Annotated in this window: 13 protein-coding genes and 1 tRNA gene; 8 read left to right on the top strand and 6 right to left on the bottom strand. The window is 67.3% G+C overall.

What is annotated here, in order from left to right:
- The first annotated feature begins 24 nt into the window (after positions 1–24).
- Positions 25–100: transfer RNA gene (locus J7520_RS05570), tRNA-Glu, on the top strand.
- Between the two features lie 194 nt (positions 101–294).
- Positions 295–618: a ferredoxin FdxA gene (gene fdxA / locus J7520_RS05565; protein WP_291185151.1), complete on the top strand. Its 324-nt coding sequence runs from the start codon at positions 295–297 to the stop codon at positions 616–618.
- A 112-nt stretch (positions 619–730) separates the two neighbouring features.
- On the opposite strand, the gene J7520_RS05560 is transcribed toward fdxA, so the two are convergent.
- Together J7520_RS05560 and dapA are read right to left on the bottom strand one after the other, a co-directional pair.
- On the bottom strand, positions 731–1,366 hold the full coding sequence (locus J7520_RS05560) for a hypothetical protein (protein ID WP_291185148.1): 636 nt from the start codon (positions 1,364–1,366) through the stop codon (positions 731–733).
- Between the two features lie 47 nt (positions 1,367–1,413).
- Entirely contained in the window at positions 1,414–2,313 is a 900-nt protein-coding gene (gene dapA, locus J7520_RS05555; RefSeq protein ID WP_291185144.1) for a 4-hydroxy-tetrahydrodipicolinate synthase, read from the bottom strand.
- 169 nt (positions 2,314–2,482) lie between these two features.
- On the opposite strand from dapA, the gene J7520_RS05550 reads away from it, so the two are divergent.
- From J7520_RS05550 to J7520_RS05540, 3 genes are all read left to right on the top strand, one after another.
- Positions 2,483–3,067, top strand: coding sequence for a glycine cleavage system protein R (locus J7520_RS05550; RefSeq protein ID WP_291185142.1), 585 nt, complete (start codon positions 2,483–2,485; stop codon positions 3,065–3,067).
- A gap of 50 nt (positions 3,068–3,117) precedes the next feature.
- Positions 3,118–3,582: a peroxiredoxin gene (locus J7520_RS05545; RefSeq protein ID WP_291185140.1), complete on the top strand. Its 465-nt coding sequence runs from the start codon at positions 3,118–3,120 to the stop codon at positions 3,580–3,582.
- Positions 3,583–3,658: 76 nt separating this feature from the next.
- Positions 3,659–5,056, top strand: a complete 1,398-nt coding sequence (locus J7520_RS05540) for a PhoH family protein (protein WP_291185139.1) — start codon at positions 3,659–3,661, stop codon at positions 5,054–5,056.
- A 78-nt stretch (positions 5,057–5,134) separates the two neighbouring features.
- Here the strand turns inward: J7520_RS05540 and J7520_RS05535 are convergent, their stop codons facing one another.
- Positions 5,135–6,298, bottom strand: coding sequence for a hypothetical protein (locus J7520_RS05535; RefSeq protein ID WP_291185137.1), 1,164 nt, complete (start codon positions 6,296–6,298; stop codon positions 5,135–5,137).
- A 243-nt stretch (positions 6,299–6,541) separates the two neighbouring features.
- Between J7520_RS05535 and thiD the strand changes: the two genes are divergently transcribed.
- Positions 6,542–7,321, top strand: a complete 780-nt coding sequence (thiD, locus tag J7520_RS05530; RefSeq protein WP_291186513.1) for a bifunctional hydroxymethylpyrimidine kinase/phosphomethylpyrimidine kinase — start codon at positions 6,542–6,544, stop codon at positions 7,319–7,321.
- 9 nt (positions 7,322–7,330) lie between these two features.
- On the opposite strand, the gene J7520_RS05525 is transcribed toward thiD, so the two are convergent.
- A complete protein-coding gene (locus J7520_RS05525; protein WP_291185134.1) occupies positions 7,331–8,344 on the bottom strand; it encodes an isocitrate dehydrogenase in 1,014 nt (337 codons plus the stop codon).
- Positions 8,345–8,670: 326 nt separating this feature from the next.
- On the opposite strand from J7520_RS05525, the gene J7520_RS05520 reads away from it, so the two are divergent.
- Positions 8,671–9,675 (top strand): hypothetical protein, encoded by a 1,005-nt coding sequence (locus J7520_RS05520; protein WP_291185131.1) that lies wholly within the window; start codon positions 8,671–8,673, stop codon positions 9,673–9,675.
- A gap of 3 nt (positions 9,676–9,678) precedes the next feature.
- Here the strand turns inward: J7520_RS05520 and J7520_RS05515 are convergent, their stop codons facing one another.
- Positions 9,679–9,999, bottom strand: coding sequence for a carboxymuconolactone decarboxylase family protein (locus J7520_RS05515; RefSeq protein ID WP_291186511.1), 321 nt, complete (start codon positions 9,997–9,999; stop codon positions 9,679–9,681).
- A gap of 38 nt (positions 10,000–10,037) precedes the next feature.
- Positions 10,038–10,301, bottom strand: coding sequence for a glutaredoxin 3 (grxC, locus tag J7520_RS05510; RefSeq protein ID WP_291185128.1), 264 nt, complete (start codon positions 10,299–10,301; stop codon positions 10,038–10,040).
- Positions 10,302–10,481: 180 nt separating this feature from the next.
- Here grxC and J7520_RS05505 point away from each other — a divergent pair, with 180 nt between their 5' ends.
- Positions 10,482–12,248, top strand: coding sequence for a M48 family metalloprotease (locus J7520_RS05505; protein WP_291185125.1), 1,767 nt, complete (start codon positions 10,482–10,484; stop codon positions 12,246–12,248).
- The last annotated feature ends 4 nt before the right edge of the window (positions 12,249–12,252 follow it).

Genomic DNA, 12,252 nt, shown 5'->3' with positions numbered 1-12,252 from the left:
ACGCGGCCTCGCAAATCCCAACCCGCTCCCTTCGTCTAGTGGTCTAGGACACCGCCCTCTCAAGGCGGGAACACGAGTTCGAACCTCGTAGGGAGCGCCATTTGCTCGTGCGTTCATCCGTGAACGCCGCTTCGGGGACGGAAGCGCGGCGTCGCGCTTCTCGTCTCACTGAAGTCCGGAGCGGCCCTTCCCTGGCCGCTTTTCAATTAACATCCGCTTCGAAGCCGATCCGCGCAGTTTCCTTGGAAAAGCGCGTTCGAGCCCAGCTCCGCAACGACTTCTAGCCCCGATCCTATGCCCTTCGTCGTCACCGAGAACTGCGTCAAGTGCAAGTACACCGACTGCGTCGAGGTCTGCCCGGTCGACTGTTTCCATGAAGGGCCGAACTTCCTCGTGATCGATCCCGAGGAATGCATCGACTGCACGCTGTGCGAGCCGGAATGCCCGGCCAACGCGATCTTCCCGGAAGACGACGTACCGGCGGGCCAGGAGGACTTCATCGCGCTGAACGCGGAGCTGTCCAAGCTCTGGCCGGTGCTGACCGAGCGCAAGGACGCACCGGCGGATGCGAAGGATTGGGACGGCAAGCCCGGCAAGCGCGACTTGATCGAACGCTGAGGCGCCGGTTTCCGCGCGGACTGGGAAAGCCAGTCCGGACTCAACCCAGGCCGCACTCACCTATGCTGCAACCACCGTGATGGTTGCAGCGATATCAAGCGAATCGCGAGAATCAGCTGAGACGTTCGCGCAGCGTCGCGAGCAGCGCGCGCGCCGCGTCGCGCGAGGCTTCGTCGTTGGCGCCCTCGACGCCGACCTTGCTGCCGTCGCCGTCGGCGCTGACACGCACGGTCAGCTGCACCTGCGCGGTCTTCTTCGTACCGGCCATACCGAGCGTGACTGCGCGCTTGAACCAGCCCGGCTTGACCGTCGTCTGCCCGGTGGTCTGCACAGTGTAGGTGCGGCCGGACTCGTCGCGATTCACGATCGTTGCCGCGCCGGAGCGCTCCAACGCGAGGCCGACGCGCGACCAGGTGCTTTCGACGTTGTCGGTGACGCGCAGGCCGTCGCCGCCGAGCGCCACGCCGGCGCCACTGGCGCCGATCACGGCGCTCGAACCGTCCGCCGGCGGCGTTTCGGTCGATGAAGAGGCCACGGCGCCTGAGGACGAGCCCGCCGCGCCGGGAATCGTCAGCGCGCCGGTCGTATTGGGCATGTCCAGACCGGGCGGGATTTCCAACGGACGTTCCTCGACCGCCATCTTGTATTCGTTGTTCTTGCGCTCGGACCGCTTGCGCAGGAAGCCGCAGCCGCTGATCAGCGAAGCCGCGATGATGGCCGTCAGCAGCGCGAGGACGATTCTTTTCACAGTGGAATCTCGTGGCAGGTAAGCGGGGGAATGACGACTAGTCTAGCCTAGCCGGCCGCGCGGACGGCCTCGACCAGGCCGAGGCGGTTCAGCGTATCGAGCGTCGCGGCATGGTACGCGGGTGACAAGGGCAGCAGCGGCAGGCGCAGATGGGCTTCGCCGAGGCCGAGCTGGGCCAGGCACCATTTCAATGGAATCGGGTTCGGTTCCGCACCGAGCGCCGCGTACAGCGGCTGCAGCGCGCGATCGAGCGCCTCGGCGTCCGCCGCGCCGGCGGCGCAGGACTGGCACATGGCCGAAAACAGCCGCGGCGCGACGTTGGCGGCGACCGAAATCACGCCGTCGGCGCCGGCGCGCATCGCGCGCGCGCCGGTCGAGTCGTCGCCGGAGAAGATGCGGAAGCGGTCGGTCCGCAGCGCGAGCAGCGCCTGCATGCGCTGCGCGTCCGGCAAGGCTTCCTTGATACCGACGATGTTGCCGTGGCGCGCCAGCTGGGCGACGGTTTCCGGCAGCAGATCGCTCGAGGTACGCGCCGGTACGTTGTAGAGCACGACCGGCAAGCCACCGCGTTCGGCGACCTCGTTGAAATGGCGCAGCATGCCGGCCTGCGTCGGCCGCACGTAGGCCGGCGCGACCACCAGCGCCGCGTCGGCTCCGGCTGCGCGAGCGCGCTGCGTCTGCGCGATCGTCTTTGCGGTCGCCGGCAGGCCGGTTCCCGCCAGCACCGGCACGCGACCGGCGACGCGCGCGCTGACGAATTCGATCAGCGCGGAGTACTCCGCATCGTCGAGCGCAGCCGCTTCGCCGGTCGAACCGGCGACGACGAGCGCGCGCGTGCCGCCCTCCAACTGGTAGTCGACCAGGCGACCGCAAGCCTCGAGATCGAGGCCGTCGTCGCGGGAACGCAGCGGCGTCGCCAATGCGCAGATGCTGCCGGAAAGAATCAAGACAGAGATTCAAATGCTTGCGGGATTTCGATGGTAGCGGGGACCGTCCTCGCAAGTCCATTCAGCCGTGCGCCGGCCCGGCAGCTTCCCTTGCTCCCCCTCTGCCCCGCCAGTATTCTGGGTCGTCGGCGCCGACCAGTGGCGCAGCGATCGACAGGGCGGCGGAATCGTGAAGCAAGCAGGAAGACAGGCTCCGAACGACAGCGCCTCGCGCCCGGCTTCCAACGAGAACTATCTGCTGATCAGCGCCTTCAGCGCCTCCGCGCAGTCGCCCCTGGTGGCGATCAGCAAGCGCATCTCCGAATGCGGCTGCAATCTGGCCGAAGCGCGCGTGTCGACGCTCGGCAACGAACTCAGCGTGCTCGCGCTGGCGCAAGGCGCCTGGGACGCGATCGCCAAACTCGAAAACGCGCTGGCACGGCTGGAACGCGACGGCGAGCTGCGCCTCAGCCATTTCCGCACCAGCGCGAAGCAGCAGCAGTCCAACCTGTTGCCGTACGTGGTCGAGGTGGTCGCCGCGGACAAGCCGGGCGTGCTTTTCCAACTGGCCGAATTCTTCGCGCAGCAGAGCATCACCATCGAACAATTGCATTCGACGCGCTATCGCGCGATGCAGACCGGTGCCGACATGTTCTCCGCGCAGATCACCGTCGGCATCCCGAACACGATGCACATCGCCGCGCTGCGCGACGATTTCCTCGAGTTCTGCGACGGGCTCAACCTCGACGCGATCATGGATCCGATGAAGTTCTGAGCCCCGTCGAATTCGACTCCATTGCGCCTGACTCACTCGAGCTCGATTCAATGACGATAGCGGTCGGCAAGAAGGTTCCCAAGCTCAAGGGCACGCTGCACGACGGCAGCACGCTGACGCTGGCCGATCTGCGCGGCCATCCGGTGGTGGTCTACTTCTATCCGAAGGATGCGACGCCCGGCTGCACCAACGAAGCGCAGGCGTTCCGCGACATCTACCCCGAATTCCGCAAGCGCGGTTGCGAGATCGTCGGCGTCTCGCGCGATCCGGTCGCCTCGCACGCGAAATTCCGCGACAAGCAGTCGCTGCCGTTTCCGCTGCTCGCCGACGTCGACGAGACCTGGTGCAACGCGTTCGGCGTGCTCGGCGAAAAAAGCCTATACGGACGCCGTTTCGTCGGCGTGATCCGCAGCACCTTCCTGATCGACGCGCAAGGCACTCTGGTCGCCGAATGGCGCGGCGTGCGCGTGCCCGGCCATGCGGCGGCCGTGCTGGAGCGCCTATCCCACTCTTGAGCGTCATCTTGTTCTGCTATGCATCGCGGCCACGCGCCGCGCGCGCATCCTTTCTCCGTTCCCACGAGAGCCCCGCATGACCCGAGGCAAGCGCATCTACGTGCTCGACACCAATGTGCTGATGCACGATCCGACCGCCCTGTTCCGCTTCGAGGAACACGACGTGTTCATCCCGATGACGGTGCTGGAAGAACTCGACGCCGCCAAGAAAGGCACTTCGGAAACCTCGCGCAACGCGCGCCAGGTCAGCCGCTTCCTCAACGAGCTGATCGTCGCCGGCAACGGCAACCACATCGAGGACGGCGTCGAGCTGCGCATGCCGCAGGGCATCCAGCTCAATCGCAAGCAGAAGGCCGGACGGCTCTATTTCCAGACCACCGCGCTCGTCGCCGCCGACAAGAGCCAGCGGCGCACCCTGCCGGACAACCTGATCCTCGCCTCGATCGTGGCGTTGCGCCAGCAGCGGCCGAAAGTGCCGGTGGTGCTGGTGTCCAAGGACATCAACCTGCGCATCAAGGCGACCATCCACGGCATCACCGCCGAGGACTACGAGAACGATCGCGCGCTGGACGATTTCAGCCTGCTCTACACCGGCGTCGCCGAGCTGCCGGCGGACTTCTGGAACCGCCACGGCGAACTGCGCTCCTGGTCCGAGCGCGGCCGCACGTACTACGAAGTGAAGCGGCGCAAGGACGAGGACTGGCATCCGAACCAGAGCCTGTACCTGCCCGGCGAGGACGAGGTCGAGATGCGCGTGCTGCGCCTCGACGGCAACAAGGCGGTGCTGCAGATCGTCGACGACTATCGCAGTGGCTCGCATACCGTGTGGGGCATCTCGGCGCGCAATCGCGAACAGAACTTCGCCCTGAACGCGCTGATGGATCCGGAGATCGACTTCGTCACCCTGCTCGGCACCGCCGGCACCGGCAAGACCTTGCTCGCGCTCGCCGCCGGCCTCGCCCAGGTCATGGACCAGCAGCGCTACCGCGAAATCATCATGACGCGCGCCACCGTCTCCGTCGGCGAGGACATCGGCTTCCTGCCCGGTACCGAGGAGGAAAAGATGACGCCGTGGATGGGCGCGCTGACCGACAATCTCGAAGTGCTGACCAATCCGCAGGAAGGCGGCGCCTGGGGTCGCGCCGCGACCAACGACCTGCTCGCCTCGCGCATCAAGATCCGTTCGATGAATTTCATGCGCGGACGCACCTTCCTGAGCCGCTACGTGATCATCGACGAGGCGCAGAACCTGACTCCGAAGCAGATGAAGACGCTGATCACGCGCGCCGGCCCGGGCAGCAAGATGATCTGCCTCGGCAACGTCGAGCAGATCGACACGCCCTACCTGACCGAGACCACCTCGGGCCTGACCTACGCGGTGGACCGCTTCAAGATCTGGGAGCACAGCGCGCACATCACCCTGCGCCGCGGCGAGCGGTCGCGACTGGCGGATTACGCGTCGGAAGTGCTGTAAGGGCAGTGATTGGGGATTGGTGATTCGAGAAGGCATCCGTCCGGAGCCTTCGAATCACCAATCCCATCGCGGCTCTTCTCAGAACCGCACGGACCAGAGCGCCTCGAATTCGAACCGGCTCGCGGTGGCGTCGTGGCGCGTGACGTAGGTCGGCATCAACAGGAAGTACGGCGAGCTCGCGTAGCTCGTCATCAGGCTGAGTTTCGCGTTGCCGCCGAAGGCGCGCGACCAGCCGAGCGAAATCATGTCGTTCGCGACCGCCGAAGCGAGCGCGCTCTCGAGCATCTTCGAAGTCGGCACTGGCTGCTGGCGCGTCGTGTAGCGCAGCTGGAAGTTGCCCAAGGTCTCGTCGCGCAGGGTCCAGCCCAGGCTGTAGACGTTGAGATCCTTCCAGGCGAACACCGGGCTCGCGCTGTCGCCCAACAGGGCCAGGAAGCGCCGCGGCAGGTTCGAGCTCGCGAACGGCTTGATCGAGCTGTAGTCGACGCGCTGCACGCCGACGTCGGCGCTGAAACTCGGCGTGATCGCATAGGCGAGCGTCGCCGTCGCGCTCGCGGGAACGTCGAAATCGGCCGCGTCGGAGAACACGCCGCGGTAGCGATCGAACCGGCCCATGTCGAGCCGCGACTGGTAGCCGACGTTCCAGCTCAGGCGATCGCCGATGAAATTGCCGACTTCCATGCGCCCGCCGGCGCCGTAGGAACTGTCGCCGAACCAGGACGGCGGCGGCGCCCAGCCGTCGGCCTGCGCGAGACCGAGACCGACCGTGGCGAAGCGCTGATAGGCGAGCACGCCGGTCAGGCGCACCGTGCCGGTCTCGCCCCAGCGCAGCGCCAACGTGGGCGCGACGATCGTGCGCTGCAGGCCTGCCTGCGGCACGTCGACCAGATGCGTGGTCTGCCCCGGCAGCACGCTCGGCGTGTCGGAGACGGCGCCGTTCGCGACCGAGATCGACAGTTCCGCGCCCGAACGCGCCTGCGAACCGAACAACGGTGCGCGTTCGACCTCGCCGCTGTAGTTGTCGAGCACGCGCGGCGGCTCGAACGCCTGCGGCGCCAGCGCCCAGGAGAACTGCGGCGTGATGCTCTTCAGGGCGTAGGCGCGCCAACGCGCCGGTACGGATTCACTGACGGTTTCGACGGCGGAGGACGCGTAGGCAGCAGCCCTCCCGCCGTCGGCGACGCCGGCTTGTGCCAGAACAGAAAAAAATGGGAGCGCCAGCCCTGTGCCCAGCGCTCCCATCCATTTCCCCACGGTTGCTCTTGCCCGCTGCATCGCCCCGTCACTGCAGTGGTGAATAGGATGTGTTGTAATTCGGCGGGGATTTTGGCGAAAAAGCAACAGTTGTCAAGCATCCCGCTCGGACGAGCTCGCTCGGCAACGAGCAGGCTCCCGCAAATCAGGCACTTCTCTTCTCCCCGTACCGAGTCTTTTCCGTTGCGAAAAAACGACACCTCCGTCCGCGCCCGATCCGGACGTCCTCCGATTGCGTTGACCATCGCCGGTTCCGACTCCGGCGGAGGAGCCGGCATCCAGGCCGATCTGCGCACGTTCTCCGCGTTCGGCGTGCATGGGCTCAGCGCGATCACGGCGGTCACCGCCCAGAACACGCTCGGCGTCACCGCCGTGCACGAGGTTCCGCGCGCGACCCTGCGTGCGCAGCTCGACGCGGTGTTCGCCGACTTCCGCGTCGGCGCGGTCAAGACCGGCATGCTGGCGAGCGCCGCACTGGCGCGTGAAATCGCGCGCGTCCTCGACGACCATCCGCGCGTGCCGTTCGTGCTCGATCCGGTGCTGATCGCGACCACCGGCGCCGCCTTGGCACGCGATGGCCTGGTCGCCGCCCTGCGCCGGCATCTGTTCGCCCGGGCCGACCTGCTGACGCCGAATATCCCCGAGGCCGAGACGCTGCTCGACCGCAAGATCCGCAACCAGACCGACATGCACGCCGCCGCAGCCGAACTGCTCGACCAAGGCGTTCGTGCCGTGCTGCTCAAGGGCGGCCACCTGCGCGGCAGCGAGGTCGCCGACCTGTTGCTCACGCACGACGCCGAACATTGGTTCCGCCAACGCCGCATCCGCGGGGAAAGCCACGGCACGGGTTGCAGCCTGGCGTCCGCGATCGCCGCGGGACTAGCCCGGGGCGAGCCGCTCGACGCCGCGGTCGAGGGAGCCATCGGCTTCGTGCACGCGGCGCTCGTGTCCGGCTATCACCCCGGACGCGGGCGCTTGCGCGTGCTCGATCATCTCGCCGCCGCGCGCTGAGGCCGCGCCTCAGCTGCCGAGGCGCGAGATCAGCGCGTCGGCGAAGGTCTGCGTGGTACCGGTGCCGCCGAGATCCGGCGTGACGCGGTCGCGCGCGGCCAGCGTCTCGCGGATCGCCGCGCGCAGGCGCGTCGCCTCGGCTCCGCGGCCGAGATGGTCGAGCATCTGCGCCGCACCGAGCAGCAGCGCGCAGGGATTGGCGATGCCCTTGCCGGCGATGTCCGGCGCCGAGCCGTGCACGGCTTCGAAGATCGCCGCGTCCGCGCCGATGTTCGCGCCCGGCGCCAGGCCGAGACCGCCGACCAAGCCGGCGCACAGATCGGAGATGATGTCGCCGAACAGGTTCGTCGTGACGATCACGTCGAACTGCTCCGGCTTCATCACCAGCTGCATGCAGGTGTTGTCGACGATCATTTCGTTGCACTGGATTTCCGGGTACTGCGCGGCCACTTCGCGCGCCACCTTCAGGAACAGGCCGGAGGTCGACTTCAGGATGTTCGCCTTGTGCACCACGGTGACCTTCTTGCGTCCTTCGCGGCGGGCGAGGTCGAAGGCGTAGCGCACGATGCGCTCCGAGCCCTTGCGCGTGATCTTCTGCACCAGGGTCGCGGTGGCGCCGTCCTCGGACACCTGCTGGCCTTCGCCGGCGTACGCGCCTTCGGTGTTCTCGCGCACGGTGATCAGGTCGACGTTCTCCGGGAAGCGCGAGCGCGTATTCGGGAACGAGATCGCCGGGCGCACGTTCGCGTAGAGATCGAACTGGCGCCGCAACTGCACGTTGATCGAGCTGAAGCCCTCGCCGACCGGCGTGGTCAGCGGGCTCTTCAGCGCGACGCGGTGCTTGGCGATCGCATCCAGCGTCGCCTGCGGCAGCAGCTCGCCGGACTTCTGCTGCGCGGCGAGGCCGGCGTCGACGAAATCGTAGGAAAAGCCGAGCTGCAATACGTCGAGGACGCGCAGCGTCGCATCCATGATCTCCGGACCGATGCCGTCGCCGGGAATCACTGCAATGGTCGTGCTCATCGAAACATCTCCTGGAAAGCGGCGGGCGTCGCGCCGATCGGCGCGCGCGGACCGATCGCGCGTGCCCGTCCGCATGGGTGAAAGATAGGCATCGGAGTCGCTGTCGGGATGACGATCGGATGACAACAATCGTGCCGAAAGCCTTGCGCCACAAGGATTTTCGGCAATCCCGACTTGCCGGCGCCGGCGAGGGCGCGCATTATCCACAAATGCTGCCGATCCGCACAAGAAAACGGTCCGCCCGAGCCGGCCTGGTCACCGCGCTCTTCGCGTTCGCCTGTGCGTTTCCCGTGGGCGCTGCCGAGCTCATTGCGAAGGATTTGCGCGTGCAGCTCGAATCGAGCAAGGCGTCGACGACCCCGCAGCCGCCGCGGATCGCCGTGGTCGGCCGCGCGCTCGCCGGCTGCGCGCCGCAACTCGATCGCGCCGTTCTCGACGGCAACGACCTCAGCATTGCGCTGAAAAAATCGCCGCAGAACAACTGCGCGAAGGCATGGGTGCCGTTCTATCTGCGCGTCGACGCCGCAGCGAACGCGATCGCGCCGCTGCCGCCGGGACAGGTCTACCGCATCCGCGTGTATTCGACCGACCACGGCACCACCAGCCTGCTCGCCTTCGCCTTGCTCGACGCGAACACGGCGAATGCGGCGCCGACGCCGGAAAGCGGCCTGTGGTGGTCCGAAGCCAGCACCGACACCGGTGCCGCTTCCGCCGGCAACGGCGCCAGCATCGAACTGCAGGACGGACGTCTCGCCGTCAGCCTGCTCGGGTTCGGTGAGACCGGCGCGGCGACCTGGTACTTCGGCACTGCGCAACCGAAAGGCCGCGTCGCGCGCGTGCCGCTGCTGCAGCTCGCCAACGGCGATCCGCCGTTCGCCCCGCTCGGCAACCAGCCGAGCGCGCAGCCCGGACCGCGCATCGAACTCGAATTCCTCTCGCCGAGCCGTGCGCGCGCCTACCTGGTGCGCAACGACGGCGGACGCGACGTCGAAGTGCGCGCGCTGACGCTGTCGCGCTCGCGCTTCGCGAATGGCCCGGTCAGCGCGAACTGGACCGGCCAATGGGTGCTGGTACCGGACGACGGCGGCGCTCCGCGCAGCTTCGAATTCGCCGCCGCCGGCAGCCAGGATTCCGAGAACTTCCATCTCACCGACGCCACCGGCGACGCCCGCCTCGACTGCCGCCTCGAAAACGGCACCGACCATCCGGACCTGTGCACCCTGTCCGCCGCTGCGGCGGTGCTCGCGGATTTCGACCAGGTCGGTCTCGACCACCTTGCCGGCCGCACGAGCGGCGGCGCGCGCGTCACTCTGATGCGCGTTCCGCGCTAGTCCTCAGGGTGCGGCCTCGTCGGGCGCGGCGAGCGTCTGGTCGAGGAAATCGACTGCGCGGCGCAGGTGCGGAATCACGATCGAGCCGCCGACCACCAGGCCGACGCTGAACACCTCGAAGAACTCGTCCTCGCTGACGCCCGCGTGCGCGCACTGGGCGACGTGGTAGCTGATGCAGTCGTCGCAACGCAGGACCAGCGAGGCGACCAATCCGAGCATCTCCTTCGTCTTCACGTCGAGCGCACCGGCCTTGTAGGTCTGCGTGTCGAGCGCGAAGAAACGCCGCACCACTTGGTTGTCCTGCGCCAGGATGCGCTCGTTCATGCGCTGGCGGAACGCGCTGAATTCGGCGATGCGGTCGCTCACGAGGCAGCCTCCGGCGATTCGGGCAGGCGTCCGGCGCGATCGGCGGCGACCAGATCGTCGTAACCGCCGACGTGCATCTGGCCGATGAAGATCTGCGGCACGCTGCGACGACCGTGGCTGCGCTCGAGCATTTCCTCGCGCCGCGCGGCGTCGAGATCGACGCGGATTTCCTGGTACTCGAAGCCTCGGCGCTGCAGGAAATTCTTGGCGGCGACGCAATACGGACAAGCAGCGGTCGTGTAGATCTCGACGCGTTTCATCGCGATTTCCGAAGAGTTTCGAACGAGACCGGAGATTGGGGCGTTCGTCGCACTGTTGCAAGAGTGTTTCCGATACCCCACCTGTGCATGAACCGGCGCCGAGCGGCGCCGCGACTTCGGTAGCCGCGGGAACCTGCGCGCGCTAATCTGGTCCCAGCAACCGTTCTTTCCGGTGCCTTCATGCGTTTCTCCCGCGCCCTCCCCCTGCTGGCCGCCGCTTGCGTCGCGACGCTCGCCGGCGCGCGCGAGCCCGACGTCCGCCTGCCGGACATCGGCAGTTCCGCTGCGGGCCTGGTGTCGCCGCAGGACATGTACGACTACGGCGCCGGCGCGCTGCAGGAGATGCGCGCCTACAGCATGGTTCTCGACGACGCCCTGCTGAACGATTACCTGACCGGGCTCGGTTATCGGCTGGTCGCCAACAGCGATCACCCGGAGTTGCGCTTCACGTTCTTCATCATGAACGACGATCAGATCAACGCGTTCGCGATGCCGGGCGGCTTCGTCGCGGCGAACGCGGGACTGATCACCGCGATGCAGCGCGAGGACGAACTCGCCGGCGTGCTCGCGCACGAAATCTCGCACGTCGAGCAACAGCATCTGCTGCGTGCGTTCGAGGACCAGAAGAAGGTCTCGATTCCGATCATGCTGGCGATGCTCGGCGTGATGATCGCCGCCTCGGGCCGCGGCGACGACGCGGCGCCGGCGGCAATGGCGGCCGGCACCTCGCTGATGCAGCAGCGGCAGATCAATTTCACGCGCAGCGAGGAAGCCGAGGCCGACCGTTTCGGCATCCAGATCCTGGCGCGCTCCGGTTTCGATCCGAACGCGATGGCCAGCGCGTTCCAAGCGCTGCAACGGGTGATGCGCGTCAACGGCGTGGACATTCCGGAATTCCTGCTCGACCACCCGCTCGACACCAAGCGCATCGCCGAAGCGAAGGAGCGCGCCGCCCAACTGGGCTGCCCGAGCGAACCGCGCGTGCGTCCGGCGAAATCCTCGCTGCCCTCCGACGGCTCGTTGAATCTCGCCCTGCCGGCGCAGCAGCGGAACGACGCCGCGCCGTCCGACACGATCGACGAGGCCAGCGCGATCGCGGCCAGCGAAGCGGCGAAGACCACGATCGAGAAGAGCTCCGACGATCCGAAGGCGCTGCCGCAGATCTCGGTGACCGCCTGCGTCGCGCGCGGCCCCGCCGTGCAGGGCTACTTCGAACTGATGCGCGAGCGGGCACGCGTGCTGAGCGCGAAATCGCTGACCTCGATGCGCGCCTACTACGCGAACAATCTGCGCGACAATCCGGCGTTCGACACGACGGCGAACCGCTACGGCTACGCGCTCGCGCTGATGCGCAGCGGCGACGCGAAAAGCGCGGTGACGGAACTGCGCAATCTGGTGGCGCGCCATCCGTCCTCCGCACCGCTCGGCCTCGCGCTCGCCGGCGCGCTGGATCTGGCCGGCGACAAGCCGGACGCACTGAAGACCTACGAGGATCTCCACGCCGACTTCCTCGGCAACCGCGCCGTGACGCTGTCCTATGCCGACGCCCTGCTCGGCCAGAGCGACGAGAAGGGCGCCAAGCGCGCGCTCGAGCTGTTGCGCCCGATGGTCGCGCGATACAGCGACGACCCGGACCTGCAGAAGAGTTTCGGCCGCGCCAACCAGCTCGCCGGCGACAAGGTGCGCGCCGCCGAAGCCTTCGCCGAAGCCGCCTACCTGACCGGGCACGCCGAAGACGCCTTGAACCAGCTCAAGGCGCTGTCCAAGCAGTCCGATCTGACCTACTACCAGCGCAGCCGGATCGATGCGCGCATCACCCAATTGACACCGACCGTGCTGGAACTGCGCAAGCGACGCTCGCCGAGCACCGATTCACCCAATTCCGCCGCCCCCGCGCTGTCGTGCTGCGAGCCTTCACGCCTGCAGATCCACGTCGGCCGGCCGTGAAGGT

It is taken from the genome of Dokdonella sp. (assembly GCF_017744955.1).
Taxonomy (GTDB): domain Bacteria; phylum Pseudomonadota; class Gammaproteobacteria; order Xanthomonadales; family Rhodanobacteraceae; genus Dokdonella_A.
The sequence above is the reverse complement of the archived record's forward strand: the minus strand, read 5'-3'. Positions and strand labels throughout refer to the sequence as shown.